22 protein-coding genes, 2 tRNA genes and 1 pseudogene are annotated in these 26,133 nt (G+C 70.0%); 20 read left to right on the top strand and 5 right to left on the bottom strand.

The window, feature by feature from the left end:
• Positions 1-5: 5 nt before the first annotated feature.
• The 7 genes from NMN56_RS01285 to NMN56_RS01255 are packed head-to-tail and all read left to right on the top strand — an operon-like array spanning position 6 to position 10,148.
• Positions 6-734: a class I SAM-dependent methyltransferase gene (locus NMN56_RS01285; protein ID WP_274039722.1), complete on the top strand. Its 729-nt coding sequence runs from the start codon at positions 6-8 to the stop codon at positions 732-734.
• The gene (locus tag NMN56_RS01280; protein ID WP_283742473.1) at positions 731-5,347 is read left to right on the top strand and encodes an alpha-(1->3)-arabinofuranosyltransferase domain-containing protein; all 4,617 of its coding nucleotides are present in this window, start codon (positions 731-733) and stop codon (positions 5,345-5,347) included. The genes NMN56_RS01285 and NMN56_RS01280 overlap by 4 nt, the downstream gene beginning before the upstream one ends.
• A complete protein-coding gene (locus NMN56_RS01275) occupies positions 5,344-7,098 on the top strand; it encodes a condensation protein (protein WP_347178556.1) in 1,755 nt (584 codons plus the stop codon). Before NMN56_RS01280 ends, NMN56_RS01275 begins: the two co-directional genes overlap by 4 nt.
• The gene (locus tag NMN56_RS01270; protein ID WP_274039724.1) at positions 7,095-7,943 is read left to right on the top strand and encodes a class I SAM-dependent methyltransferase; all 849 of its coding nucleotides are present in this window, start codon (positions 7,095-7,097) and stop codon (positions 7,941-7,943) included. Before NMN56_RS01275 ends, NMN56_RS01270 begins: the two co-directional genes overlap by 4 nt.
• Positions 7,943-9,121 (top strand): DMT family transporter, encoded by a 1,179-nt coding sequence (locus tag NMN56_RS01265; protein WP_274039726.1) that lies wholly within the window; start codon positions 7,943-7,945, stop codon positions 9,119-9,121. The genes NMN56_RS01270 and NMN56_RS01265 overlap by 1 nt, the downstream gene beginning before the upstream one ends.
• Before the next feature lie 11 nt (positions 9,122-9,132).
• Positions 9,133-9,360 carry a Trm112 family protein gene (locus tag NMN56_RS01260; protein ID WP_274039991.1) on the top strand — a complete coding sequence of 76 codons (228 nt, stop codon included), beginning with the start codon at positions 9,133-9,135 and terminating at the stop codon, positions 9,358-9,360.
• A complete protein-coding gene (locus tag NMN56_RS01255) occupies positions 9,357-10,148 on the top strand; it encodes an FkbM family methyltransferase (protein ID WP_274039727.1) in 792 nt (263 codons plus the stop codon). The genes NMN56_RS01260 and NMN56_RS01255 overlap by 4 nt, the downstream gene beginning before the upstream one ends.
• 23 nt (positions 10,149-10,171) lie before the next feature.
• Here NMN56_RS01255 and ku read toward each other — a convergent pair whose 3' ends face one another.
• On the bottom strand, positions 10,172-11,242 hold the full coding sequence (gene ku, locus NMN56_RS01250) for a non-homologous end joining protein Ku (RefSeq protein WP_274039728.1): 1,071 nt from the start codon (positions 11,240-11,242) through the stop codon (positions 10,172-10,174).
• A 30-nt stretch (positions 11,243-11,272) separates the two neighbouring features.
• Here ku and ligD point away from each other — a divergent pair, with 30 nt between their 5' ends.
• Positions 11,273-12,172, top strand: coding sequence for a non-homologous end-joining DNA ligase (gene ligD, locus NMN56_RS01245; RefSeq protein ID WP_274039729.1), 900 nt, complete (start codon positions 11,273-11,275; stop codon positions 12,170-12,172).
• Here the strand turns inward: ligD and NMN56_RS01240 are convergent.
• Complete coding sequence (locus NMN56_RS01240) at positions 12,169-12,459, bottom strand: YtxH domain-containing protein (RefSeq protein ID WP_274039730.1); 291 nt, start codon at positions 12,457-12,459, stop codon at positions 12,169-12,171. The genes ligD and NMN56_RS01240 overlap by 4 nt on opposite strands.
• Before the next feature lie 191 nt (positions 12,460-12,650).
• Between NMN56_RS01240 and NMN56_RS01235 the strand changes: the two genes are divergently transcribed.
• From NMN56_RS01235 to NMN56_RS01215, 5 genes are all read left to right on the top strand, one after another.
• Positions 12,651-12,723 (top strand) — tRNA-Asn (locus NMN56_RS01235).
• Positions 12,724-12,934: 211 nt separating this feature from the next.
• Positions 12,935-13,008 (top strand) — tRNA-Ile (locus NMN56_RS01230).
• A gap of 92 nt (positions 13,009-13,100) precedes the next feature.
• Positions 13,101-14,357, top strand: a complete 1,257-nt coding sequence (locus NMN56_RS01225; RefSeq protein ID WP_274039731.1) for a tyrosine-type recombinase/integrase — start codon at positions 13,101-13,103, stop codon at positions 14,355-14,357.
• 133 nt (positions 14,358-14,490) lie between these two features.
• The gene (locus NMN56_RS01220) at positions 14,491-15,006 is read left to right on the top strand and encodes an amidohydrolase family protein (RefSeq protein ID WP_274039732.1); all 516 of its coding nucleotides are present in this window, start codon (positions 14,491-14,493) and stop codon (positions 15,004-15,006) included.
• Between the two features lie 272 nt (positions 15,007-15,278).
• Positions 15,279-16,742 carry an endonuclease/exonuclease/phosphatase family protein gene (locus NMN56_RS01215; RefSeq protein WP_274039733.1) on the top strand — a complete coding sequence of 488 codons (1,464 nt, stop codon included), beginning with the start codon at positions 15,279-15,281 and terminating at the stop codon, positions 16,740-16,742.
• Positions 16,743-16,788: 46 nt separating this feature from the next.
• Here NMN56_RS01215 and NMN56_RS43165 read toward each other — a convergent pair whose 3' ends face one another.
• On the bottom strand, positions 16,789-17,235 hold the full coding sequence (locus tag NMN56_RS43165; RefSeq protein ID WP_430542438.1) for a helix-turn-helix domain-containing protein: 447 nt from the start codon (positions 17,233-17,235) through the stop codon (positions 16,789-16,791).
• A gap of 855 nt (positions 17,236-18,090) precedes the next feature.
• On the opposite strand from NMN56_RS43165, the gene NMN56_RS01210 reads away from it, so the two are divergent.
• The 4 genes from NMN56_RS01210 (at position 18,091) to NMN56_RS01195 (ending at position 21,786) form a co-directional block, all read left to right on the top strand.
• Positions 18,091-18,369 carry a hypothetical protein gene (locus NMN56_RS01210; RefSeq protein WP_274039734.1) on the top strand — a complete coding sequence of 93 codons (279 nt, stop codon included), beginning with the start codon at positions 18,091-18,093 and terminating at the stop codon, positions 18,367-18,369.
• A 54-nt stretch (positions 18,370-18,423) separates the two neighbouring features.
• Positions 18,424-19,629: an MAB_1171c family putative transporter gene (locus NMN56_RS01205; protein ID WP_347178555.1), complete on the top strand. Its 1,206-nt coding sequence runs from the start codon at positions 18,424-18,426 to the stop codon at positions 19,627-19,629.
• A 263-nt stretch (positions 19,630-19,892) separates the two neighbouring features.
• On the top strand, positions 19,893-21,071 hold the full coding sequence (locus tag NMN56_RS01200; RefSeq protein WP_274039736.1) for a family 1 glycosylhydrolase: 1,179 nt from the start codon (positions 19,893-19,895) through the stop codon (positions 21,069-21,071).
• 85 nt (positions 21,072-21,156) lie between these two features.
• On the top strand, positions 21,157-21,786 hold the full coding sequence (locus NMN56_RS01195) for an HAD-IA family hydrolase (protein WP_274039737.1): 630 nt from the start codon (positions 21,157-21,159) through the stop codon (positions 21,784-21,786).
• Between the two features lie 304 nt (positions 21,787-22,090).
• Here the strand turns inward: NMN56_RS01195 and NMN56_RS01190 are convergent, their stop codons facing one another.
• Both NMN56_RS01190 and NMN56_RS01185 read right to left on the bottom strand, forming a co-directional pair.
• Complete coding sequence (locus tag NMN56_RS01190; RefSeq protein WP_274039738.1) at positions 22,091-23,203, bottom strand: DNA-3-methyladenine glycosylase family protein; 1,113 nt, start codon at positions 23,201-23,203, stop codon at positions 22,091-22,093.
• Positions 23,204-23,205: 2 nt separating this feature from the next.
• Positions 23,206-23,577: a VOC family protein gene (locus NMN56_RS01185; protein ID WP_274039739.1), complete on the bottom strand. Its 372-nt coding sequence runs from the start codon at positions 23,575-23,577 to the stop codon at positions 23,206-23,208.
• A gap of 95 nt (positions 23,578-23,672) precedes the next feature.
• Between NMN56_RS01185 and NMN56_RS01180 the strand changes: the two genes are divergently transcribed.
• The 3 genes and pseudogenes from NMN56_RS01180 to NMN56_RS01170 form a co-directional block, all read left to right on the top strand.
• Positions 23,673-24,134, top strand: coding sequence for a MarR family winged helix-turn-helix transcriptional regulator (locus tag NMN56_RS01180; protein WP_274039740.1), 462 nt, complete (start codon positions 23,673-23,675; stop codon positions 24,132-24,134).
• Positions 24,135-24,856: 722 nt separating this feature from the next.
• Complete coding sequence (locus tag NMN56_RS01175; protein WP_274039741.1) at positions 24,857-25,273, top strand: nuclear transport factor 2 family protein; 417 nt, start codon at positions 24,857-24,859, stop codon at positions 25,271-25,273.
• Between the two features lie 340 nt (positions 25,274-25,613).
• Positions 25,614-26,067 (top strand): annotated as a pseudogene (locus tag NMN56_RS01170) (IS5 family transposase); the annotation flags it as partial.
• Positions 26,068-26,133: the final 66 nt, after the last annotated feature.

Genomic DNA, 26,133 nt, shown 5'->3' with positions numbered 1-26,133 from the left:
GAACCGTGCGGGACCCTTCCCTCCGAAGATCCGTCGCCCTCTTCCGCGCCTTCATGCGCGAGCAGACCGATCCGGAACACTGCTACAGCCTGCTCGCGCGCGACGCGGCCCAGCAGGTCGAGAAGTACGTCCCCCTCAGGGGCAGCACCGTCGTCGATGTCGGCGGCGGCAGCGGGCACTTCACCGAGGAGTTCCGCCGCAGGGGGGCGCAGTCCTACCTGTTCGAGCCCGACCCGGCCGAGCTGCACGCGGGTGAGCGCCGGCCCGAGGGCGCCGTCGTCGCCGACGGCTATCTGCTGCCGCTCGCCGACGGCACGGCCGACGTGTGCTTCTCCTCCAACGTCCTTGAGCATGTGGCCGATCCGCAGACCTTCGTCTCGGAGATGGTCAGGGTCACCCGTCCCGGCGGGCTGATCTACCTGTCGTTCACCAACTGGTACTCCCCCTGGGGCGGTCATGAGACGGCCCCCTGGCACTACTTCGGCGCCGAGCGCGCCCGTGCCCGCTACCAGCGGCGCACGGGCCGTCCGGCCAAGCACACCCTGGGCGAGAACCTCTTCGCCGTCCATATAGGACCCACCCTGCGCCAGGTACGCGCCCGGGACGACGTGCAGCTCGTCACGGCACGCTCCCGCTACTGGCCCTTTCTCGCGGGGGCCATCACCCGCGTGCCCGGACTGCGCGAGTTCGCCACCTGGAACCTCCTCCTCATTCTCCGGCGGTGTCCCACATGACCACGACCGTCCAGGCGCCACCCCAGGCCCCGGCTCCTTCCCCCGGGCCCGTTCCGCCACCGGAACGGCCACGGAGCCGACGCTGGCTGTTCGGTTTCTGGGCGGTCGTCCTCGTCGCCTTCCTCGCCAAGTCACCGGGGAAGATGACCTTCGAGACCAAGCTCGGCGTCGCCACCGACCCCTGGCAGTTCCTGGGCGACCTCGGGCAGCTGTGGCACGACAGGGGCGGGTTCGGCGGCATCGCCGACCAGTACATCGGCTATCTCTTCCCCGCACTGCCCTACTACGGGCTCACCGATCTGCTCCAGATACCGACCTGGCTGGCCGAGCGCCTGTGGATGTCGCTCATCATCGCCGCCGCCTTCTGGGGAGCACTCCGGCTCGCCGAACGGCTCGGCATCGGCGTTCCTTCCACCCGGCTGTTCGGCGCCGTCGTCTACGCGCTGTGGCCGACGTACACCATCGTGGTCGGCTCCACCTCGGCCGCCGCGCTGCCCGGCGCCGTGCTGCCCTGGGTGCTGCTGCCGCTGACCTCGGCCGCCCTGGCGCCGCGCGTGGCCGCCGCGCGCTCCGCGCTGGTGATCCCCTTCATGGGCGGCGTCAACGCGGCCTCCACCCTCGCGGCGCTGCTGCCGGCACTCCTCTACGTGGCAACGCGCACAGGACGCAAGCGCAGCACGCTGCTGGCGTGGTGGCTGCCCGGCGTGGTGCTGGCGACCGTGTGGTGGTGGGGGCCGCTGCTGCTGCTCGGCGCCTACGGCGAGGACTTCATGCCGTACGTCGAGAACGCCGGGACCACCACCGGCACCATGTCGGCGACCGAGATGCTGCGCGGCGGCGGGAACTGGACGGCGTACCTCAACTTCGGTGACCCGTGGCTGCCTGCCGGCTGGACCGTGGCGGCGAGCTGGCTGGCCATCCTGGGCGGCGCCTTCGCCGCCGCCATCGGCCTCGCGGGACTCGCACGGCGCGACCTGCCCGAGCGGCGCTGGCTGCTGCTGACCGCCGTCACCGTCACGGGCATCATGCTCGCCGGATACGGCGGCGCGCTGGGCGCACCGTTCTCCGAGCAGATCCAGGGCTGGCTGGACGGCTGGCTGCGGCCCTTCCGCAACATCTACAAGTTCCAGCCCGGACTCGCCCTGGCGCTCGTACTCGGACTCGCGCACCTGACCGGCATCGCCGTCAACACCCGTGGCGCCCGGCGGATACGGGCCCGCCCGCTGCTGCTGTGGGTCGCCGTACTGGCCGTGCTGCCCGGGCTGTGCCTGCCCTATGTGAACGGCGACATCCTCCAGTCCGGCGCGTTCAAGAAGCTGCCCCGGCACTGGGAGCAGACGGCCGACTGGCTGGAGAAGCACTCGCCCCACACCCGCGCCTACGTCACACCCGCCACGGCGCACGGCGTCTACACCTGGGGCTCCCCCATCGACCAGCCGCTGGACGTGCTCGCCAAGTCGCCCTGGGCACAGCGCGACTACGTGCCGTTCGGCACACCGGGCAACAGACGCGCGACCGACGCGGTCGAACAGGCGCTGATGAGCGGCGGCGAGGTTCCCGGGCTGGCCGACTTCATGGCGCGGGCCGGGCTCTACGACGTCGTCGTACGCAACGACCTCGACCCCGACCAGCTCGGCTACGTACCCCCGCAGACCGTCAAGCAGACCCTTGAGGCGTCCGGCTACAAGAAGGTGAAGAGCTTCGGGCCCGAGCTGACCGGCGGCCGTATACCCACCGGCACACCGCTACAGGTCGCCGGCTTCTACCCGCGTCAGAAGGCCGTCGAGATCTACGAGCCGACGGGCACCGAGCGGCCCAAGGACGTGGCGCTCAAGCCGGTCTCGGGAACGGCGAAGGTCAGCGGCGGCCCCGAGTCGCTGCTGCCGGTCGCGGGCGACGAACGGGTCAAGGGAAGGCCGACGGTGCTGGCGGGCGACAACCACCCGGGCATCGGCACCCCGCCGCTCCAGATCTCCGGTGACGGGCTGCGCAGGGCCGACACCCGCTTCGGGCTGGTGAACACCAACACCTCGTACACGTACACGGCCAACGAGCGGAACCACCCCGACAGCCTTCAGGAGCCGGGCGAGAAGCCCAAGCAGATCCTGCCGACCGAGGGCAGCGGCCACCAGACCACCTCGGTGCTGCGCGGTGCGAAGTCCGTCACGGCCTCCAGCAGCGGCAACTGGCTCTTCCATCTGCCCCAGTTCGAGCCCGTCGGTGCCTTCGACGGCAACCCGGACACCGCCTGGGCCGAGGGCTCGGCCGACGACCCCGAGGGGCAGTGGATCAAGGCCGACTTCAAGGGGACGGTCGACATCCCGTCCACGATCGAGCTGACGCCGCTGCCGGGCGACGCCACCCGTGCGGCTCCCACCCGCGTGAAGATCGAGACCAACCACGGCAGCAGGTCCAGCTTCCTCCGGCCCACCGGCGAGAAGCAGCGTGTCAAGGCGCCCCAGGGCGCCGCGCGTTGGCTGAAGCTGACCATCACGGACGCCCAGCAGCCGCGCGCGGGGCTGTCCGGCGCCGGGTTCTCCGAGATCGGCATCCCCGACACCCAGGTGACCAGGCTGCTGAAGCTTCCCCAGGACTCCGAACGCCCGGGAACGGGCAGCGAGTTGATCACTCTCCACCGGGGCAGCGACCCCGGCGGCCTCTCGCCCGTCTCTGCCGAGGTGGGCCTGCACCGCCAGTTCGGTACGTCCGAGAGCGGCGACTACGACGTGCGCGCGCGGGCACTGCCCGTGCCGGGCGGCGAACTGGACCAGCTGCTCGACGAGGTCGCGCCCGGCAGCCGGGACCGGATCACCGCCTCGGCCGACTCCACGGCCAGGACGGGCACCTCGCTCAGCGCCCGCAACCTGGTGGACGGCAGCCTCACCACGGCCTGGATCGCCGGGGACAAGCCCACCATCCGGCTCAAGTGGCCCGAGAAGAAGGAGATCGGCGAGATCGTCCTCGCCCCGGCCGGCGGCATCTCGGCGGCGGCCGAGGAGGTACGGATCAGCTCTCCCGACGGCGCGGCGACCACCAGTGTCGACAAGAACGGCCAGGCCCGCTTCGAGCCGATCGAGACGGACCAGATCACGATCACGGTCACCAAGACCAAGCAGCTGACCATCCACAACCCGCTGGCCGACCGGAAGCTGCAGCTCCCCGTGGGGCTCAGCGAGGTCTATCTGCCCGCGCTGGACGAGTTCCGCGTGCCGGCTCCCGGCCCGGACGAGACGTTCGAACTGCCCTGCGGCAAGGGCCCGACGCTCTCCGTGGACGGTGTCTTCCACACCACCAAGGTGTCGGGCAAGGTGCGCGACCTGACCGAGCGGCGCCCCCTCGACGTCGAACTGTGCGCGGGCGAGGCCGAGGACGGCAGCCTCGAACTGAACGCGGGCAGTCACACCGTCGAGGCCGGCGACACCGGGCCGCTGGCCCTGACCGATGTCACGCTCGGCAAGGGCGACGCCGGAACGGCGGCCAAGCCGACCGGAACGGACGCCTCCGCCGACGAGGGCTCCGGCTCCGATTCCGGCTCGGGCTCCGATTCCGGCTCGAACTCGGGCTCGGATTCCGGCTCGGATTCCGACTCCGGCTCAGCCGCCGGTTCCGAGGCAGGAACCGGAACCGCTGCCGCCGCCGCGCGGGTTCCGCGCGACCGCGAGAGCGTCACGCACGACTGGAGGGGCGACGAGCGCACGGTCGAGGTCGGCTCAGGGCCCGCCTCGTACCTCCAGACCCACGAGAACGCCAACGACGGCTGGAAGGCCACCCTCAACGGCAAGGAACTGACCCCGCTGCGGCTCGACGGCTGGCAGCAGGGCTTCCTCGTCCCCGCGGGGCAGGAGGGCACGGTCAAGCTGGAGTACGAGCCCGCCACCTGGTACAAGGCGGGGCTGCTCGCGGGCGCCGTCGGCATCGCACTGCTGCTCGGGCTCGCCTTCGTCCGCACCCGCCGGGGCACACCGCTCGGCGACGAGGACGAAGTGCCGCCTCCCGGCTGGATACTGGGCACCGTCGTACTGACCCTGGTGGCCGCGCTGGTCGCGGGCCCCTATGCGCTGATCGTGCCCGCGCTGGCCGTGCTGGCGAGGTTCAGGTCCGGCCTGCTGGTGCCGGTGGCCATGGTCGCCATGGCGGGAGCAGGCATCGTCGCGGCGATCGGCGCGGGCGCCGCCGTCGCCGAGGGAAGCGGCGCGTTCGGGCACGCGGCACAGGCACTCGCACTGCTCGCGCTGGCCGCGGCCCTCGTGACGTTCCCGGCACGCGAGCCCGAGACGGAACCCGTGAGCGCACCGGCGAGCCCGGTCTACGGCCCCCCGCCCTCGGAGTCCGGGCCGCCCGAGCCCCAGCAGCCCCCGCACGCACCGCCCCCGTACGGCCGTACTCCGCGGCCCTCCGACCCCCCGGGCGAGCACCCGGCGCCCGGTGGCCCCGATGAGCCGGGCGGCCCCGGCGGGTCCGGCCGGCCAAGTGGGCCCGGCGGAGCGGGTGAGGGCGAGGGCACGGGCGGAGCCGCGACACCGCCCCTCGGAACGGAGCGCGCACGCCCGGCCGACCTGTCCAAGCCAGACCCGCGCCCCCGCCCTGACCAGGGGGAGGAACCCACCCCATGACCGCACCGCACAAGGGCGAAGCACCCTCAGGCACCGGACACACACACGGTCCGGCGCCGGAGGTGCGGGTTCCGGAGGGTCCGGTACCGGAGGGTCCGGTACCGGAGAGCCTCGCGCACGAGGGCCCGGCGCAAGGCCCGGCCGGGAACGGGACGCCACCGGGGGACACCGGAAGCTCCGGCCCCGGCTCCGGCTCGGGTCCAGACTCGGCCTCGGGTCCGGGCCCGGATTCAGATCCGGCCTCGGCCTCGGGTCCGGAATCGGCCTCGGCCTCGGTTCCGGGCTCCGGCTCGGCCTCGGGTTCCGGTAACCCGCCGGCGCCGCCCGCCGGCCCCCGCTCCAGGGGCCCGGAACGGCGCATACCGTTCCCCACCGTCGACGAGATCACGCGCCACTGTCTGTCCGACGACGAGCCCGAGACCGTACACGTAGAGATCCACCTGCCCGCGCGGCCGGAACCCGACAGGCTGCGCCGCGCGTTCGCCGAGGCGATGCGCAGCCATCCGCGCATCCTCATGCGGCAGGCACCGTCCCGGTGGTGGCGGCTGCGGTACGAGTGGGTACTGACGTCCGAGCCCGACAGGGACCCCGTCTCCTACCCGGGCGGCACGCTGGAAGAGGCCAGACGGCGGGCGCTCACGGACTGCCCGCCCCTGGAGAGTTCGCCGCCCTTCCGCGCCGAAGTGATCGAACACGAGGGCGCCTGGGTCCTGCTGGTCACCATCAACCACACCGCTCTGGACGGCCCCGCCTGCCTGCGGGTCGTCGCCACCGCGGCGCAGCTGTACGGAGGGGCCGACAACTCGCCAGCCCCACCGCCCGTTCGCACACCGGTGAAACCCCGAGGCGTCGGCGCCGACAGGGAGCAGCAACCGGAGTCGACCTCGCACTGGACCCGTCCCGCCCGGGTCGCGGCCGACACGCTCCACCCGGGAGCGCCGGGCAACGGCATGCTCATCAGCGATCTTCCGCTTCCCTCGCGTCCGCCGCGCGCACCGGGTGAACCGAGCCAGTACACCGTCAACGACCAGTTGCTCGTCGCCACGTGGATCATGGTCGCCCGGTGGAACCAGCTGCACGAGGAGCCCATGCGGCCGGTCCGTATCACCATGCCGGTCGACGACCGTCCGCGCACCGCCGACATGGCCATCGGCAACGGCACCCGCCTGGTGGAGGTCACCTTCGGCCCTGAGGAGCGCGAGCTGTACGGGACGCTCACCGCGTCCGGGGCGCCCGACAGGGAGGCCATCGCGCGGCTGCTGCGCGCCACGGCGGCCAGGACGCGCGCGCTCAAGGCCGCCGACCGGCCCCAACTGGGCTTCAGCGGCGACCTGTTGACCAAGCCCGTACTGCCCGTAGGACTGCGCGCCGCGGGCATCCGCGCGCTGCGCGACGCGGCAGGACCGTGGGCGTCCAGCACGCTGCTGTCCAACATCGGCCGTATCCCCTACCCCCTGGACTTCGGCGACGCGGGCCGCGCCCAGGCCGTGTGGTTCTCGGCGCCGGGCAAGATGCCTCGCGGCCTGTCCGTGACGACCGTCTCCACGGGCGGCCGGCTCCAGCTCGCCCTGCGCTGGTCGCACGCCAGGCTGGACGATGCGGCGGGCCAGCGCCTCGGCGCGCTCTTCGCCCGCGCGCTCGCCTCCACGTCCCACACCCCGCAGGAAGCCGGCCCCGGCACGGCACCGGAGGGAACGGGGGGCCAGGGGAACCGGGAGCAGCCGCACGCGCCGAAGGAGGAGCCCTCATGAGCGAAACGGCTCACACAGCGGACCGCGCCGGCCGCACCGGCCGTGCCGGCCGCGGCGACCACGCAGGACAACCGGCCGTCGAACACCCCAGCAGCCTCCAGCAGTTGTACGAGGACCCGTCGACCCCCGTCGCCTCGGGGCCTGACCGCTCACGCCGCCAGGCGGCCATCCTGGCGCGCGCGCTGGGGACCACGCCCGCCACCGTCCTGGACATCGGCTGCGGCGACGGCACGGCAGCCGCCACCGCCTCGCGCACGCTCTCCCGGCACCGCCTCGTCGGCGTCGACTGGTCCCAGGACGCGCTGCGCCGCGCCTCCGCGCATTTGACGGCCGTACGGGGCGAACTGGCCGGGCACGGGCTGCCGTTCGCGACGGGGTCGGCCGACGCCGCGCTCTTCTCCGAGGTGATCGAGCACCTGGTGGACCCCGACGCCGCGCTCGACGAGCTGCACCGCGTCCTGCGCCCGGGAGGGCACCTGCTGCTGTCCACACCGAACCTCGCGGCCTGGTACAACCGCGCGCTGCTCCTGTTCGGTACGCAACCGGTCTTCTCCGAGGTGTCCCTGCGCGGCATCCACGGGCGCCCCGGTTCGCAAGTGGTCGGTCACCTGCGGCTGTTCACGGCGCGTGCCCTGCGCTCGATGCTGCCCGCCGCCGGTTTCCGCGTCATCCGTATCACCGGGGCTCCCTACCACGACGTACCGCGCCCCTTCAGGCCGCTGGACCGCGCGGCCTGCCATGTCCCGTCGCTGGCCTCCATCCTGCTCGTACACGCACAGGCGGTCCCCCGCCCAGGGGGCGGGCCGGGCACCGGCCCCGACGGGCCCCAGGAGAAAGGCCGCTGATGCTCTGGGGCGTCGCGGCTGCGCTGCTGGCCAACCTGCTCTTCAGCGCGGGGTTCGTCATCGAGAAGCGGGCGCTCTCCTCGCTGCCGCCCCTCTCCACCGGCCATCCCGCGCGGCTCGTGCTGCATCTGCTGCGCAGCCCGCTGTGGATCCTGGGGGCCGCTTCGCTGCTTCTCGCCTTCACCGCGCAGCTCGCCGTCTACCGCACCCTGCCCCTCGTCGCGGCGCAGGGGCTGTTCGTCACCGGGCTGGTCATCCTGCTGCTGCTGTCCACCTTCTTCCTGGGCGAGCGCGCCAGTGGCAAGGAGCGGCAGGGCATGGTGGCGATCCTGGTCTCCCTGCTCATGATCGTCTTCTCGCTGCACAACAGCTCGGAGACCGTCAGCAGGGTCGCGCCCGTGCCCGTCCTGCTGCTGATCTGCCTGCCGTCGCTCGCCTTCGGCGTGGGCCTCTTCCTCTCGGCCGAGCGCCGCTCCAGGCGCCGCCACCGGCTGCCGACGGCGGGAGTGCCGTACGGCGTGGCCGTCGGATTCCTGTACGGCGTCAGCTCGTTGGCGATCAAAGGTGTCGCCGGGCTGCTGGACTTCGGGAACCCCGGCGGCACCGTCGCCGCCGTGTTCTCGTCCCCGTATCCGTACATCCTGCTCTTCACCGGTTCGAGCGGCCTCGTCCTGTCGCAGACCGCGCTCCAGCGCTGCCGTGCCTCCCTGATCGTCCCGGTCTGCACGACGGTCAACTTCCTCTTCGCCACGGTCAGCGGCACCATCGCCTTCGACGAGCCGCTTCCCGACGAACCCCTGCGCCTCGCGCTGCGGCTGGGCGGAGCGGCGCTCGCCATCTCCGTACTGGTCTCCCTGCCCCGCCACGAACCCGGCACCACCCCGGCGGAGCAGGCCCCACAGCCCGGCGACCACCAGGAAGGCGACGGGGAGCAGGAGCAGCCCCGGGACCAGGCGCAGGAGCTGCCCGGGGAACAGGAAGGGGAGCTGGAAACGGAACAGGAAGCGGTGCCGCCCACGGCCGAGGACGGGGCCGCGTCTCCTCCCGCCGGGGAACGCACGGACGAGAGACCACCGAAACGCCCACCGCACGAGCCACCTCCCCTTCCGCCGGCGGGACGACCGCTCTCCGCGACGCTGCCGCCCGTCCGCTTCGAGAAGGCCCCAGAAAGGCAGTGACCATGCGCCGTATCTCCGCCGACGATCCCCTTCTCAAGATCCTCGCCTGTCCGCTGGACAAGGGGCCGCTCACCCTGCTCCAGCCCGAGGAGGCGCTCTACAACCCGCGCCTGCGCCGCCGTTACCCCATCGTGGACGGGATTCCGCAGCTCCTCCCGTCCTCCGGCGAGCAGGTCGCAGAGGAGGAGCACCGACAGCTCCTCAAGCGCGTCAACGACCCGGAGGATCCCCCCTCATGACCCTCGCATCCCGCATCGGCCCCCACCTGCCGGGAAGCCTGCTGGCCAGGGCGACCGACCTGCTCTACCCCCGCTTCGAGCCCGAACTGCGCCACCTCGCGGACTTCTGCCCGCACGGGGGCACGGCCGTGGACATCGGCGGCTGGTACGGCCCGTGGACGCGCCGCCTGGCGCGCCGGGCCGACCGGGTGGTCACGATCGAGCCCGTACCCCACCTCGCACGCCACCTGCGCGCCACCGCGCCACCCAACGCCGAGATCCTCCAGGCAGCGGCGAGCGACCACTCCGGTACGGCCACGCTGTGGCTTCCGCCCGACGGGCGCGGCGACCGCGGCGTCTCCTCGCTCGTACGGCGCGAGGTGCACGACACCACGCTGGACGTGCCCTGCCTGCCGCTGGACGAGCTGGGGCTCACGGACGTGACCCTGCTGAAGATCGACGTGGACGGCAGCGAACTGGCCGTCCTGCACGGCGCCGAGGCCACCGTCAAGCGGGAACAGCCCGCGCTCTTCATCGAGTTGGAGCTGCGCATCCAGCCGCTCGCGCCGGTGCTCTCCCTGCTGTCCGCACTCGGCTACGAGGGCTGGGTGCTGCCCGCACGCGACTGGACCCCGCTCGCCGACTTCGATCTGGCAGCGCACCAGCGGCGCACCGGGCACGTCGCCGAACACGGCCTCCTGCGGCGCTCCCTGGCTCCCCACCGCCGCTATGTGAACTCGGTGCTCTTCCTCCCCGGCGCCCGCCGCCCCGGACGCCCAGGCCCCTCCCCCTCCCCGTTCGGCGGCTGACCGCCCGAGTGCGCACGCCGCGCTCAGGCCGTCCTGCGTGTCCGCGTGCTCTTCGAGGCGGTCTTCTTGGCCGCCGCCTTCTTGGCCGCCGTCTTCTTGGCCGCGGTCTTCTTGGCAGCCGTCTTCCCGGTCCCGCTCTTCCTGGCGGAGCCGCCCGAACCGCCGGAGCCTGACCCTCCGGATGCCGCCTTCCTGGCGGGTGCCTTGCGCCCCGCCGCCTTCTTGGCGGCCTTCTTGCCCCCGCCGGCCCCCGCACCCGACGTGCCCCCGCGCCGCTCGGACAGCTCGTGCACGGTCGCCTGGCCCTCGCCGCCGCTCTGCGCCTCCTTGACGCTGCGTTCCAGTACGGACATGAGGTCCACGAGCTTGCCCGAACCCGCCTTCTTACGCGCCTCTCCCCCGACGGCCTCCAGACCTCCGCCCTGCGCCTTCGCCGCGACGAGCTGCTCCAGCGCCTCCCTGTACTCGTCGTGCAGCTCGCTCCAGTCCAGCTCGCCCAGCGTCTCCATCAGGGTGTCGGCCAGGTCCAGTTCCGCGTCCCGCACGGTGACCTGCTCCTCGGGCGCGACCCCGCTCACCGAGCGGATCTCGTCCGGCCACAACATGGTGTGCAGCGCCAGCGCGTCCTCGTAGACGCGGAGCATCCCCAGGCTCTCGCGCCCCCGCATGGCCAGCTTGGCGACGGCGACCTTGCCCGACCTGTTCAGCGCCTCCCGCAGCAGCACGTACGGCTTGTCGGCGCGCGTTCCGTCGGCGGCCAGGTAGTACGAGCGGTCGAGCTGGATCGGGTCGATCTGCTCGGCGGGCACGAAGCCGAGGATCTCCACGGTCCTGGCCGTGGGCAGCGGCAGCGCGGCCATGTCGTCATCGGTCAGCAGCACGGTCCTGCCGTCCTCGGTACCGAAGCCGCGCCCGATCTCCTCACGAGGCACCTCTTCCCCGTCCAGTTCGCACACCTTGCGGTACCTGATCCGGCCGCCGTCCGCTGTGTGCACCTGGTGGAAGGAGACGCTGTGGTTCTCGGTGGCGGACACCACCTTGATCGGGATCGAGACCAAACCGAAGGAAATGGACCCTTTCCAGATGGACCGCATACTTTGTCCCTTCTATGGGACTCTCAGGGTATGCCGCACACGGAGATCGGGGGCCACCGTCTGGCCCTCAGCAACCTCGACAAGGTGCTCTACCCCTCCACGGGCTTCACCAAGGGAGAGGCCATCCACTACTACGCCTCCGTCGCCGACACCCTCCTCCCCCACCTCGAAGGACGCCCGCTCTCCTTCCTGCGCTACCCCGACGGCGTGGAGGGCGAGAAGTTCTTCACCAAGCACGTTCCGCGCGGCACCCCCGACTGGGTGACCACCGACGAGATCACGGTCGCCAGCAAGAAGCCTCTGCACCAGGTCCTCCTCCAGGACGAGGCCAGCCTCGTCTGGGCGGCCAATCTCGCCGCGCTCGAACTGCACACCCCGCAGTGGCGCGTAGGCCACCAGGGCATGGCCGACCGCCTCGTGTTCGACCTGGACCCGGGCGAAGGCGCCGACATCCTGGACTGCCGCGACGTCGCCGAATGGCTCCGCGACCGCGCCGAGCAGGACGGCATCACCCTGCTGCCCAAGACCACCGGCTCCAAGGGCCTCCACCTGCTCGCACCCATCAAGCGCCAGGACTCCTCCGACGCCTCCGACTACGCGAAGAAGCTCGCCAGGGAGGCGGCGGCCGACCTCCCCGACCGGGCCGTCAGCAAGATGGCCAAGGACCTGCGCCCCGGCAAGGTCTTCGTCGACTGGTCCCAGAACAACCAGGCCAAGACCACGGCCGCGCCGTACACGCTGCGCGCCAAGGACCAGCCCACCGTCTCCACCCCCGTCACCTGGGAGGAGCTGGCGGAGGCCGGCAGCGTGGACGACCTGGTCTTCGTCACCGCCGACCTGCCCGACCGCATCAAGAGCCACGGCGACCTCCTGGCCCCGCTGCTCAAGGGCAGCGGAGCCAAGAGCCCCCGCGTCAAGCTGCCGTCCTAGCCGGCGTCCGTGCCGCCCCACTCGGTGGACGAGCGCGTCCGCCGGTCGCCGACGGCCCTGACCCGGTCACTCACGGAGGAGGGCAGCCGCTCCCCCACGGCGCCCGCCGCCTTGGCTGCGGCCTCACGGCCGCTGAGCGCCGCGGCCTCTCCCACGTTGCGGACAGCGGGGTTCTCCGCGATCCTCCGCACGCCCTTCCTGATCTGCTCGTAGCGCTCACGCCCGGCACGTGTGCCGAGCAGATACCCGACGGCCAGTCCAGATGCGAATGTCAGCCGGTAGCGCATGCCCAGCCCCTTACTCTCGGCGTCTCGGTTCCCTGGGTGCTTCCGTGCCCTTCCCGGTGTGCACCGCTGCCCACGGGGGTACCGCGCGGAGGCAGCGGCAATACCGATTTCGGAGCACCCCCTGGCATGCGCTAATGTATTCCTCGCCGCAAGGGAGCGCCTCCAGCAACGGAGCGCGACCGGCGAAACGGTCCCGTGTAGCTCAATCGGCAGAGCAGCCGGCTGTTAACCGGCAGGTTACTGGTTCGAGTCCAGTCGCGGGAGCACCACCCGAAAGGGCCCCTCCGGGGGCCCTTTTTCCGTGCCCGCTCACGTTTTTTCCTTGTCCGGCTTGGCAGTTGACCGGATCCGGGAACCGATCACCCCTGCACCGGGGTCCTCACCTGCGTAGATCTCCCCCGGCACGGGCGGCAGATCGTATGAGCAGCTATGCTGCGGCAGACGGCGCGCACAGATGTGCGCGGTGCGCCGTTTCGGGGCGGTAGCTCAGCCGGTTAGAGCAGCGGACTCATAATCCGTCGGCCGTGGGTTCGAGTCCCACCCGCCCCACGGGGCAGTAGTGACCCGACCTGCAGAAACGTCCCTTCGGGGGCGTCTCTGCAGGATTCTCGCCTCACATTTGCCACACGGGGCCCCTTACGATGCCTGCCACGGCAAGCATCAAGACCTACCAGAGGCAGTCCGGCGACACGACGTACAGAGTCGTTTGGCGTGCCGGAGGCAGCCGTAGCGGCAAGTGGGAGCACGAGAGCTTCGACGACGAGACATCGGCAAAGCGTTTCCGCGACCTGGTGAACGGTCACGGACAGCGATGGCCGCCCCGCTGGGTCAAGGGTGAGGGGTTCGCCGAGTCGAGCGAGCCGGAGTGCCCCGCCGAGCACATCTTCCCCACCTACGCGCGCAAGTACGTCGAGCTACTCACGGACATATCCGGGCACACGCGAACCAACTATCGGCGGTTCATCGAGAACCACATGGTCCCGTGGTTTCGGGACCTCACCGTCTCGGAACACCCGAGCAGGATCACGCGCGATCACGTCAGCCACTGGATCAACGACCTCAGAGAAGGGCGTCCGGGGCCGCACCACGAGCCCGGTACCGCTCGGAGGGCATACGCCCCGAAGACCATCTCCGATCTCCACGGGCTACTCTTCGGCATCCTCCAGACCGCCGTGACCGCCGATCCCCCTCTACGCGACTCGAACCCGTGCACGCATACGCGGCTACCCAAGGGGGACGAGGTCGAGGATGAAGAGGTGTTCCTTGAGCCGGAGGCGTACGCTGTCCCGCGCGCGCACCTCAAGGACGACGCCGTCGATCTTGTGGATGCCTTGGCCGGCACCGGTCTGCGGTGGGGCGAAGCGACCGCTCTCCAGCCCCGTGACTTCACGTTCACCAGCAAGCGGTCCACGCTCCGGGTGCAGCGCGCGTGGAAGCGTCGCGCCGAAGGCGGCACATATCTCGGGGCCCCCAAGACGAAGAAGTCCCGGCGAACCCTTGTTCTCACTTCTGAGCAGGTGAAGCTGTTCAAGCGCGCGTGCCTGGGCAAGCAGCCGCAGGACCTGATCTTCACGGCCCCAGGCGGAGGGGCTTGGCACTCTGGCTTCTTCTTCGCGCATCGCTGGAGGCCCGCCCTGGACGCTGCCAACGCGGCCGACCTGACGAAGAGGCCGCGCGTGCACGATCTCCGCCACACGCACGCGTCGTGGCTGATCGCCGGCAAGGTCCCGCTCCCGGTGATCCAGGGACGGCTCGGGCACGAGTCCATCACCACCACCGTCGACCGCTACGGCCACCTCCTGGACTCCGCCGACGACGACGTGGTGGCCGCCGTTGAGTGGGCCATGAGCCAGCCTGGGACATCAGCCGCGGCCGAGGATCTCACCACCGTCGCATAGATCCACGCGCCATTCGACCGCAGCCCAAGGCCGTACGACTCCCAAGCTCCCAGCTATAGGTGCGTTCAGAATCCTGGGTTCTGCCACAAGAAGCGAAAAGGTCAGATAGATCACAGCGCTCGTTGACCACGCCATGGTCACGGGCGGTGGACTCACAAAGGACGGCCCGAAGAGCTCCGAGAGCCAGTTCTCGCCCGACGAACTCGCGGCCCTCGTGGACGAAGCCCACAACGCGGGTGTACCGGTGGCAGCCCACGCGCACGGTACCGATGGCATCGCGGCGGCCATGGACGCCGGAGTGGACACCATCGAGCACTGCCCCTGGAGGACGAGCACGGGCCTGGATCTCCGACAGGACGTGCTGGAACAGATCATCGACCGGTCCATCACCGTCTGCCCCGCCGTCAGTCCACATCGGCGGCAACATCATCGGGACCGGTACCGAGTCCTATCGGCTCGCCGCCACCAGGTCCCGGGCCGCCGGGCAGGACGCTGCCACGAGCTGACCCGCGTCGACTTCGAGGCCATGGCAGGCGAAGGCGGCCCGAAGTACCCGAGTCTGGAAGCCCTCGTACGGGACACGGGCTACGACGGCACGCTGGCGGGCACCTGCCTCCCGGACGACTTCGGTGCAGGAATGCGGGGCTGACGTGTTGACAGCGCGGCCCGTGGGGCCGAGCGCATGAGCATCGTCCTCAGATGCGGCGACTGGATTCGATGACAACGGTTTCCACGGACGGGTTCGGTAGCAGCGGCCACAGACTCACCGTCCCTCAAGAAGGGGCGCACTGGCCGAAGAAGTTAACGCTGTGAGGGAAACCTAGTGCTAACAACCTCTCCGTCGGCTCACTAGTGTTGTCCGGCAACTGGCTGCCCCCGCCATGGAGTCAGCCGCAGTAGGAGAGGAGTGTGCCGAAACCTATGCGATTACCCAGACTTCAGCCACGTGCCGCACTGACGAGACTGGCCCGGTTGTTGCCTGTCGGTGTCCTGCTGGCCGTGTCGCTGACCGTGGTGGATCTCCCCGGCGCTTCGACGCCGGCGCATGCCGCCGCGACGGACCGTACGGTCGGCTCCTGGAACATGGAAGGCCAGTTCCAGGGCGGCGATGGCCGGCCGGAATCGCGCTGGCATACCAGCGTCCAGCCCCGGCTCAATGACGGCGTCGAGGTCGTGGCTCTTCAGGAAGCGGGCAACGAGCCGCCCGGACGGTGGACCGACCGGGTCTTCCCGCAGCCGGGCGTCGCCGAGCACATCTGGCAGATGGGCACCGAGACGCGACCGGATGTAGTGAACATCTACTGGGGCAGCACCGGTCAGCAGCGCAACGGCCTCGCCATCGTCACCCGGGAGACGGCGGTTGACGCCGTGGTCCTTCCCGTCCACTCCGACAACGACAACGACGACTCCCGGCCCATCATGGGCGTGCAGATCGGCAATGACTGGTACTTCACCGGCCACGCCAGGTCCCACGGAGGCCGGGCCAACGACAACGCGCTCATGTACCAGGCGGCCGAAGAGTTCATGGAGCGCCAGCACCCGGGCCAGGACTGGCTGATGCTCGCCGACTTCAACAACGGGCCCGCCAGCCTCCCGCAGCCCCTCCAGGACCGCGTCATCGCCGCCGACGAGCCCACTCAGGAGGGCGGGGGCGAGCTGGACTTCTTCATGTCGGGGCAGCGGACCAACGGGACCCTCAGTGTCGAGCGCCGGGGCATCAGCTCCGACCACTTCCTGCTCACGATCGCGCAGCAGAACTGCCGCAGAGACGGCGCTGACTGCGATGCCGTCCCGCTACCTGGCCGCAGCTACCACTACTTCTCGGCGCATGAGCAGGACAAGCTCATCACTCTCGGCTGGCCATCCCTGTACGAGTTCGACGAGAAGAAGGACAAGGAGGACGGCACAGACTTCCGGGTGAACGTGCGCTACAGCGATGTGCCCGGCAGGTACTTGTTGTCGTTCGGGAAAACCGGATACACGTGGTGCATCGATCGCGACAGCGACAACTACCACACGTCAGCCGCGGGGTGTGACCCGTCCAAGGAGAGCCAGCACTGGGAGCTGACCGCCGACCGGATCCACTCCCCGAACCTCGGCGCGGAACTCCAGCCGGGCGGCGCCCGCGGCGACGACCTCATCGTGAACACCAAGCCCTACTACTGGCTACCGAAGGAGGTGGACACGCTCCAGCGTGCGGGCGTGAGCGAGCGCGGCATGCCGGCGCCCCCCGGGGACGGCGACGGCCCGACGACCCCCCGCAGCGGCGACACTCCTCCGGACCCGGGAAGCGGCGACTCCCCGACGACCCCCGACACCACGGACGCGGGCGACGCCCTCGGGGACGCCGCCGACGCCATCGGAACCGCCCTCGGGGCAGGCTGACCACCGGTTAGGTCAAGCACGAGCCCACACCTCAGTGCCCTCCGCCTCACGACGAGGCGGAGGGCACTGAGGTGTGGGGGCGGGTATGGCCGGCGGGACGTTCGCTCACGCACCGCACCCGCAGGAGCGGCCCTGGAGCAGGGTGTTTTGTCCAAGGAGTCGATTCGCCAGGCGTAGCGCGCGGGGCCGCGTGATTGCGGCTGAGACTGGATACGAGATCCCACTCGCCCTCGCTCAGATCCAGCACCCGGCAGACGGCGCTGAGGAAGGCATCGAAGTAGTTGCGGGGTTCACCCGACTCCAGCCTCCTGTACCACCGCTCGCTGACCCCGCACAGCAGAGCAACGTCCTCCTGGCTGAGCCCGCGTTCGGCCCGAGGGCCCAATAGGGACTCGAAGCTCGGAGTGGCACGTGGATCGCGACGGGACCGAGCATTGCGTAGCACGCGGCTGATCACCCGTCGTCCCGAACCGGGCAAATCAACAAGAGTCATCTGAACAGCCCGCTTGAGTCGTGGGCACAATCTGGCTGGTCTTATCCCATCGGGAGGACCGTCCCGACCGGCTCCCGATTTAGGTGTTTCACCAGCTCAGGGCGGTATGACACGCGACGTCACCGACGCCTCAGAGGAGCTGGCGAGCCTACCGGAACCGTAAGCGGAACCAGTAGTTCCTGCGATCATTTGTGGACTGTTTCGTGTGTCCTAGAGTCCAGGCCAACGCTGCGTCAGAAGTTCCGCGTGAACGCCCACGCAGCGCTTGGGCCATTGCCTCCCGGGGTTGGTTCCTCTGGAGAGTGCTGGCAAGTGGAGTTCGCGTCCTTGTGGTGTCCGCAGGTGATGTCTCCCTGGTCGGCGGCCCCGTCTGGCAGCACGGGGCCGCTACGCGTCACAGCACGACCGGCCCCACGAGCGCCGCGTCGTTGGGGTGCAGCAGTGGGGCATGAGCAAGAGGGGAGACCTCTGTGGAGGCGAAACAGCGCTCCTCTGGCAGGGTCGAGATCGCCTCTGCTGAAGGTGCTCCGTCGCCGCAGCCGCTCACGGCGCGCTCTGCTGAAGGTGCTCCGTCGCCGCAGCCGCTCACGGCGCGCTCTACTGAAGGAGTGCCAGAAGCTGCTGGCCGGCCTTCCCCTGCCTGACCGCTTCAGCGTCGAGGCGCTGGTGCGCAACATGGAGGGCGCGTTGGGTCGCCGGATTCGGCTTGTGCCCTTGGACGACCGCGGGGCGGGCCCGGGCACGGCGTGTGGTCTTCGGGTTAAGGGGCCCGAAGTCACATTCGTGCTGTACCGGCAGCGAGCGAGCCGGAATCAGACCGAGCATGTCATCCTCCACGAGCTTGCCCACGAGTGGTTGGACCACGGAACTACGCTGTCGCGGGCCGAGATCGAACGGTATGTGCCCGAGCACGTCCGCCAGGGGCTGCTGAGTCGCTTCCCCAGCGCCCTGGTCCAGGGGCGCGTCAACTACGACAGCCCCGAGGAACAGCAGGCGGAGCTGTCGGCGTCCCTGATCAAGCGCGCCGTCAAGCAGTCCGCCCGTCAGCAGCTCGATGTCGGCGACGACATGGTCAGCCTCCTCGAATCCTCGCTGTCCCACCCTGTTGCCCCGCCGCGCCGCGGCAAGCCGTAACTCTGCAAGGAGCATCTCTGCGTGCTTGCCACGATCGAGTACCTCGCTGCGTCCGTGATGACCGTCGTCGCAGTGTGGCGCGTACCGGCCGTTCGATACGGCGACGCCCATCGCCGGGCCCTGTGGGGCGGCTACGCGGGATTCGCGGCGGCCTTGTGGCTCAGTACACGCGGCGTGATGCATGCCGTGGAACACATCCCGGTCATCGACCTCAATGCCCTGCTCAAACACTTCGCCAGCACCTCAGCCATCCTGGCTGCTCTGACGTACGTAGCCACCAGCTATGGCAAGACCTCGGCACCCGTGGTGCCGAAGCACGTAGCTGTCTCCCGCTGGATCGCACGCGTGGCGTACAAGGCCGGTGTAGTAGGTGTGCTCCTGCTGACCCCGCTGTTCTTCACCGTGGTGGACCGCACGACGCCGAGCGCGGACTTCGTCACCGACCACGCGGGTGAATGGGGCGCCGCGATCTACATGAACGTCTTCTACTTCTTTCCGCTCGTCACCACTGCGGTCTGCGGCTACCAGTGGACAAGAGCGGCCCGGCGGGCGGAGACCGCCCTCATGCGCGTCGGCCTGGTTCTGATGGCGATCTCGATGTGGATGGGGCTGGTCTACGTAGCGGCCCGCATGACCCTGATCCGGGTGGCGGCCCTCGCGCCGCTGGATCCGGGCATCGTGCAGGACACCGTCACCGCGACAGCGATATGGATGAATGCTCTGTTCTTGATCGTCGCGGTGGGTGCGAGCATCCCGACCACCACGGCGGCAGCCGCTCACTGGAGAACGTGGCGAACCGTCCACCTGCTCTACCCGCTCTGGCGCGACCTGATGGAAGCCTTTCCCGGCACCAGCCTGTACCCGCCTGGATCCCGCCTGCGCGAATTCGCCCGCTCGCACACGCCCCTCGACGTACGACTGGATCGGTGGACCCAGGACATCGCAGACGCCTCCGACGAACTGCACTACTTCGCCCCGGCCGAACTACTGATCGCTGCCGAAGAAGCTGCCACGTCACACAGCGACTCCCAGCCGGCGGCAGAGGCGCACTGGATCAAGGCCACTCTGCTGGCCGTCGCCGACAGACAGCCGAGCCGTCATCCGTCCGCACTGCTGCAAACCAAACCGTTTACCGACACGGACGCCGAAGCCACCTGGCTGGTGCGAGTCCGCAGAACGTACTCCGAGATCACCACCGCCGAAGCACAGTGCGTGCTCGCGCGGGCCGAGGAAGGGCTCGTCGCTCATGAGCCGACGTGATAGGCCGAGACCGGCAGCAGGACGCGCGGTTCTCGGCACTGCGTCGTCGAGCGGCCTGTCTCCTGCGGGTGCGCCGCACTCACCTCACTGCCGTGAAGCCGACCCGCTGGCGTGCAATCGCCGAGTGACGCAGCGATACGAGGTCCGTCGCCGCGGTACATACCTAACCGGCGGTCCCCTCCTGGATGACGCCACCGGTTACGCACCACGGCCTTCCACCGCCGAGCGCAAGACCAGTCAGCACCGATCAGGAGATCACTCTCATGTCCCCGTCCGGACTTGCCCCCAGCGGCTTTCCCACCGACTTCTCCTGGGGAACCGCCAGCTCAGCCACTCAATGCCAGGGGGCGACATCAGCAGACAACTGGTGGACCTGGGAGCAGGCCGGGAAGGCTCCCCACAGCGGAGACGGGAACGGTTCCGACAAGCTCTATAAGTCGGACTTCGCGCTGCTCGCGGACTGGGGTTTCAGCGACCACCGGCTGTCCCTGGACTGGGCCCGGATCGAGCCGCAGCCGGGGCGACACGACCAAGAGGCGGTCGAGCACTACCGGCACATCCTCCAGACCGGCCGCGACGCGGGCCTGACCATGTGGGTCTGTCTCCTGCACACAGCCCTGCCGACCTGGTTCGCGTCCGAGGGCGGGTTCCTTTCCCCCAAGGCCAGCGCCACCTGGGCCCGGCACGTGGACTTCATCGCCGAGACCTTCGGCGACCTCGTCGACGGCTGGATGCCGGTCAACAACCCCACCGCATACGCCCAGAAGGCATACCTGACAGGGACGTTCCCTCCCGGCCACACCTCGCAAGAAGAGTTCCTCACCGTCCTACAGGCCATCCACCAGGCGGACTTCGAGGCCGCACTGCGGCTCCGCCAAGGCGGCACGCCCACCTCTACCAACGAGGCCCTGCTTCCGCTGCACCCGGCCGACGACAGCACCGATGCCGCAGCCGCCACCGCCCTCGTCGACGCCGTCGTGTGGGATTCCTGGCTGCAATTGGCCCGGACACCGCGCTACCAGGACGCATTCGACCAGTACGGGTTCAGCTACTACTTCACACCGACGGTCGGCCCCTCGGGAGACCTCCGTCCCTACCCTGCGGGCGAGCCCGTGGGACCGCAGGGCTACGTGTCCTGGGCACCGGGCCTCGGCGAAGTCCTCGACAGGCTGAACTCGGAGTTGCCCGGCAAGCGGTTCCTCGTCGCCGAGATCGGCTACGGCGGGGAGGACGACCGCGCACGGGCCACCTACCTCCAAGATGCTCTCGGCCAGGTCCACGACGCCATGACCCGCGGCATGGAAATCACCGGCGTTCACCTGTGGACCGGCGTGGACAACTACGAGTGGCTCGACGGGCACACCGTCTCCTTCGGTCTCTTCGACCGACACCGCGCCCCGCGGCCGAGCGCCCGCATCGTCCAGTCCCTGATCCGCAAGTAGCCCGGCCTTTCACGCGCCGGCTCCGCAACCGGGCCTGCTTCCCCCAGCCCGACGCTCCCCCCACCATCGCTCCTGGAGTTCCCTCATGTCCCACCACACCGGCCTGGTCCTCGACTTCGGCGGGGTACTCACCACGCCACTGCTGCCCGCGGTGCTCGACTTCGAGAAGCGCGAAGGGCTGGTCGAGGGCGCGTGCATCACGGCGCTCTACCTGGACGAGGAAGGAACTCGGCGCACCCACGAGCTGGAGTGCGGTGCGATCACGCAGGGCCAGTGGAACGAGGCCGCGGCGGCGCGGCTCGGCGTCGCCCCGGAGAATCTGATGGGCAGGATCTTCGCCGACCTGCGCCCCGAACCGTTGATAATCAGCGCGGCTGCCGCAGCTCGCCGCGCGGGGATCAAGGTCGGCATCCTGTCGAACTCCGTCGGACTCGCGCCCTGGAATCTCTACGACGGATACGACCTTGACGACCAGTACGACGCCGTTGTGATCTCCGAGCACCACGGGACGCGCAAGCCCGACCCGGAGATCTTCAAGGCCGTACTGGAACCTCTGGACCTTCCCGCCGAGCAGTGCGTCTTCGTCGATGACACCGCTGACTACCTCCCGCCGGCAGCCGAACTCGGCTTCGCAGCGGTCCACGCAAAAGCACCGCAGCAGACGATTTCCCAGCTTGAGGACTTGCTCGGGGTCCCCTTGGCCGAAGAGGTCTAAGAAAGCGTCTATGCAGGTCCGGCCCCATATGCGGCTCTCGCCCCTGCCCCGCTCTGAGGGTCAGTCGCGGAGGGCGTCGCGCCGTCCGACGGTGCCGTTCGGCGCCCCTCGACCGGCCCGGCGCTCTGGCGTTCGGGCTGCCGAACGCTGCTGGTGTTCGTCATGGTGAGGCTGCTCCTCACGCGGATGACGGCGGGACTCCGGAAAGAGCCTCGCCATCATCTGCTGGGTGTGTGGCGGAAGTCAACGGTGTGACATGCCGCCGGGCGCCGTTACGCCGGGCGCCGTTACCGAGCCGTGATCGTCACGGCGTCCGCACTGGAGGAACTGGTGCGGTCAGGTGGTCGTGCGGGCCTGGAGTGGCCCATGTGACGGTCTCACTGGGCTGCGATACGTCCGTGCCACGTGCCGCACTGCCCCTGCCTGTGTCTGCCCGTGCCTGCCTGTGCACGGTCCTGTGTCTGGAGATGTTCGGGTCGGCATGGGCACGCAGCAGGAGTGCGACCCAGCTGCGGTAGGGCTTCCAGCGCTCTGCGACGCGCGCCAGTTCGGGCACATCGGCCGACGCCTCGTCTTCGAGACCGTAGGCGGCGGTCATGGCGGTGTGCAGCCGGGGTTCGTGGCGGGGGAAGAGGTCGGGGTGCCCGGCGCCGCGGATGAGGATGAGTTCGGCGGAGAACGGGCCGATGCCCGGCAGCTCCTGCAGCGCCGCGAGGGCCTCCTGGGCCGGCATGGCGCGTAGGGCGGCGGCGTCGAGAAGCCCCGCAGCCGACGCGTCGGCGAGGGCGTGCAGCCGCTGGATCTTCACCTCGGACAGGCCGGGAAAGCTCGTGACCGCGCGCAGGACGTGTGGGGCGGGGAAGGCGAACAGCTCCTGCCCTGCGACCTCGACACGCTGCCCGTGCCGCTGGGCAAGGAGCGTCTTGGCGGCTGCGGCGTGGCTCTTACGGACCCGGTTGCCGATGACCGCCCAAGCCGCTGCCTCGTAGGGGGAGTTGAAGCACACCGGCCGCAGCTCAGGGAACTCCTCCATGAGTCCCGCCACGACCGGGTCCGCCGACGCGAGGGCCGGGAAGCTGGAGCCGTCGACATCCAGGGAGAGAATGCGGGCGACATCCGCGATGGCGGACTCCTGGTGGTCAGCGGCGGCGGACGCCGCTGTGCCGGTCCCGGCGGCGGCCGGGTGAAAGGTGATGTCGGCGTGCACAGCGCCCGCGCCGGAACCGGATCCCTCCGTCGGCGGTGCTTCCTGCCGCACGGCGGCGGTGACGGTGACCTGGCCGTCGTCCGAGGGAAACGCCAGGCGCAGCACCCCGTCATGGCCTCCCCGGTAGGAGGCCGGGGTGAAGCCTTCCAGGAAGCGCAGACTCGCCATGAGTGAGAACGGGCCTGTGGGAGTGAGGACGACGGCCTTCATGGTCAGCCTCCGTACACGGTGAGCTCGTAGCCCTCGGGGCCGGCGAAGGAGAACTTCGGCCCGAAGGGGCTGTCCTGCAGCTCAGTGACATCTTCCGTGCCCGCCGCCAGGAGCTGCTCGCGCAGCGCCGGGGCGTCGGTTGTCCGCAGCCACAGCACCACGCCCAGGCCGGGGCGTGCGACGTCGTCCAGGTCGACACCGGGCAACAGCTCCCGGACGGCGAACGGAACCGGGGTGGTCTCGAAGACGACCGCGTGGGCCGGGCCACCGGAGGCCCGCCGCAGCCCGAGCCGTTCCTCGAAGAACGCGGCGGCAGCCGGCACGTCCTTCACCTGCAGGGCGATGAAACCGGGGCCTTCGACGGTAGTGGTCATGGTGACTCCAGGGCTTGGTCTGCCAGAACATTGATGTCAGGACTTTGACATGCATGAGCGTAGGCACCGAGCCTTCGGCATGTCAAAATACTGACATGAAAGACCGTGCGCCCGTGCCCCCTCCCCACCCAGCCAAGGACGTCACCGAGCACGTGGGATACCGCCTCAAGCAGGCCGCCGCCGCCCTACGCGGCGCGATGGACAAGGCCCTGCGCGAACACGACCTCACCGTGCCGCAGTACTCCTGCCTGGAACTCCTCGACCAACAGCCCGGCCTGTCCAACGCCGACCTGGCCCGGGGCACCTTCGTGACCCGGCAGTCGGCCAACGTCGTCCTGCGCGGCCTCAAGGACACGGGCCTGATCACCCAGGCGACCAGCACCGACCACGGCCGCGCCCTGCCCGTCCACCTCACCGCGGCCGGACAGCAGCGCCTGCACACTGCCCGCGGCGCCGTCTACGCCATCGAGGAACGCATGATCAAAAACATCCCCGCCCGCCGGCTGACAGCACTCCTGGCCGACCTCGATGCCATGACCGCCGCCCTCGACGGATGACCGCACGACGGATGACACATGCGGCACCCCCACAGAAGGACCTCGCCCTTCCGCAGCCCAGGCACCAGATCGGCCCTGTGCCCGCACATCCCCGGGCACGCGGCCCGGCGGACTAGGAGCAGTCCCAGTCCCTCGCCAGGAACAGCTATGAAGCGCACCGGCGCCCCCGTCCCCACCGTGGCCGACGGCCGGGTGCCCCTTCATGAACGTTTCCGACCTCTGCCGATGACGCCCTGCCCCCGGCCCCGCCCCTCGCAGTCCCCGTTCAGGGCATGGGTCGCTGGTCGGGGAAGTCCGAAGCGACCAGAGACGCCTGGTGATCAGTCCGTTCGACTCCTGTCGAGCGGGCGTGCCGGCGCTCGGGCCACGAAGAGCCGCTCCCCTTCTCCCCCGACTGCATCGGGCCCCCGACGGGATACATCTGTTCACGACCCGATCGAGGGCTACCGCTTCGCGGTGAAGCCGCTGGGTGGCACCGGCGTGCAGATGCAGCACCATGCCCACCCCGTACGGTCGGCAGCTGGTCGCCCTCGGAGTCCAGCCGGCGACGCTCCGGCGGGTACGCCGCCCGGTCCGACCGCCCGGCCGTGGAGGTTCCCGGGGGGCTTCCGGGGCTTCCGGGGCCGGCCCGGTGTCCTGGTCCCGGGTACGGGCGTGACCAGGGAACCCGGCCGCGCTCGGCCCGGCCAATGGGCGCGAGGGCTGTGGAATATGGTCGGCGTATGAGTGACGACCGGGCGGAAATCCAGGACCTCAACAGCCGCTACGCGATTGCCTTCGACGAGAGGCGGCTCGACGAGTCCGCCGGCTGCTGGACCGAGGACGGCATTCTGGACGAGACCGAAGGCGGATTCGGTCTGTTCGAGGGCCGCGACGCGATCCGCACCTTCTTCCGCGACACCCTCATGGCCAACTCCACGCACGTCGTGCACGTGATGTTCAACCACCTGATCACCCGCATCGACGGCGACCATGCGGAAGGCAGCGTCCACTGCCTGACCGAGATCATCAAGACCGACGGCGGTTACGCCCGCGCCCACGTCAAGTACGACGACCGCTACGCCCGCGCCGGGGGCGAGTGGAAGTTCGCCGCCCGCGTCGTCACCTCGGCCTTCCCCGCGCAGGGCATGCCGAACTGAGTGCCGGTCGACCGTGTCTGGCCTCCCCCGGTTTCCCGGTGGCGCCCTGGGCACCGGCGACAGCGGGCCGTCGGCGCGCGCGAGGACCCAACAGCCGCCCCGTCGCGGTCCCGGTCGTGCCCCGTCCGCCGGGCTCCCAGCCTCGGATACTCGGCTTCCACCGCCGGTTGTCCGCCTCCGCAGTCAGGTGGGAAAACGCTCAGTGGGTGACGTTCCGGTGATCCCGCCGGAGCCGGAGCAGCGTCGGCGGATCTGTGCACCGTGCCGACTGCTAGGGCCCTTCTGATGGCTCTTGGTGGGGTGTTGGATCAAGGTTGGGGTTGGGCAGGTGCGTCGTATGGTGCGGCGTCATGAACTGACCGATGCGCAGTGGCTGACGATCGAACCGCTGTTGCCCGTCAATGGTGGGCCCGGGGGCAGTGGGCCGATCACCGCAGGGTGGTCAACGGAGTGCTCTTCAGGGCCCGTACCGGGGTTCCGTGGCCGGACTTGCCGGAGCGGTACGGGCCTTGGCGGACCGTGTATGAGCGGCATCGCCGCTGGTCGGCGGACGGGACCTGGCGGCGGATCCTGGACGTTCTGCAGATCGAGGCGGATGCGGGCGACCCGGACAGCACGCTGGCACGGGACGCGGAGCGGGAGTGGGCGGTGAACATCGATTCCACCTCGTGCCGGGCGCGTCAGCATGCGGCCGGGGCCCGGCACCGTCCGCCGCGTGACTTCCCGCAAAAGGGGGCGGGGCGCGTGTGGAAGCGGATGGGCGCGAGGCGCTGGGGCGCTCGCGGGGCGGACTGCCGAGTAGCCGGGAGGAATCTCACCTCCCGGCTCTCACAGATCCGTGCGTAACAGTCTCCCGTTAC

Source organism: Streptomyces iconiensis (assembly GCF_028657195.3).
GTDB lineage: Bacteria > Actinomycetota > Actinomycetes > Streptomycetales > Streptomycetaceae > Streptomyces > Streptomyces iconiensis.
Note: the sequence above shows the minus strand (reverse complement) of the source record. Positions and strands in the feature narration are given on the sequence as shown.

Coding starts and splice junctions, on each gene's coding strand:
- NMN56_RS01280 (WP_283742473.1), top strand. CDS start 731: ATGACCACGACCGTCCAGGCGCCACCCCAGGCCCCGGCTCCTTCCCCC.
- NMN56_RS01275 (WP_347178556.1), top strand. CDS start 5,344: ATGACCGCACCGCACAAGGGCGAAGCACCCTCAGGCACCGGACACACA.
- NMN56_RS01270 (WP_274039724.1), top strand. CDS start 7,095: ATGAGCGAAACGGCTCACACAGCGGACCGCGCCGGCCGCACCGGCCGT.
- NMN56_RS01265 (WP_274039726.1), top strand. CDS start 7,943: ATGCTCTGGGGCGTCGCGGCTGCGCTGCTGGCCAACCTGCTCTTCAGC.
- NMN56_RS01255 (WP_274039727.1), top strand. CDS start 9,357: ATGACCCTCGCATCCCGCATCGGCCCCCACCTGCCGGGAAGCCTGCTG.
- ku (WP_274039728.1), bottom strand. CDS start 11,242: ATGCGGTCCATCTGGAAAGGGTCCATTTCCTTCGGTTTGGTCTCGATC.
- ligD (WP_274039729.1), top strand. CDS start 11,273: ATGCCGCACACGGAGATCGGGGGCCACCGTCTGGCCCTCAGCAACCTC.
- NMN56_RS01240 (WP_274039730.1), bottom strand. CDS start 12,459: ATGCGCTACCGGCTGACATTCGCATCTGGACTGGCCGTCGGGTATCTG.
- NMN56_RS01225 (WP_274039731.1), top strand. CDS start 13,101: ATGCCTGCCACGGCAAGCATCAAGACCTACCAGAGGCAGTCCGGCGAC.
- NMN56_RS01220 (WP_274039732.1), top strand. CDS start 14,491: ATGGTCACGGGCGGTGGACTCACAAAGGACGGCCCGAAGAGCTCCGAG.
- NMN56_RS01215 (WP_274039733.1), top strand. CDS start 15,279: ATGCGATTACCCAGACTTCAGCCACGTGCCGCACTGACGAGACTGGCC.
- NMN56_RS43165 (WP_430542438.1), bottom strand. CDS start 17,235: ATGACTCTTGTTGATTTGCCCGGTTCGGGACGACGGGTGATCAGCCGC.
- NMN56_RS01200 (WP_274039736.1), top strand. CDS start 19,893: ATGTCCCCGTCCGGACTTGCCCCCAGCGGCTTTCCCACCGACTTCTCC.
- NMN56_RS01195 (WP_274039737.1), top strand. CDS start 21,157: ATGTCCCACCACACCGGCCTGGTCCTCGACTTCGGCGGGGTACTCACC.
- NMN56_RS01190 (WP_274039738.1), bottom strand. CDS start 23,203: ATGAAGGCCGTCGTCCTCACTCCCACAGGCCCGTTCTCACTCATGGCG.
- NMN56_RS01185 (WP_274039739.1), bottom strand. CDS start 23,577: ATGACCACTACCGTCGAAGGCCCCGGTTTCATCGCCCTGCAGGTGAAG.
- NMN56_RS01180 (WP_274039740.1), top strand. CDS start 23,673: ATGAAAGACCGTGCGCCCGTGCCCCCTCCCCACCCAGCCAAGGACGTC.
- NMN56_RS01175 (WP_274039741.1), top strand. CDS start 24,857: ATGAGTGACGACCGGGCGGAAATCCAGGACCTCAACAGCCGCTACGCG.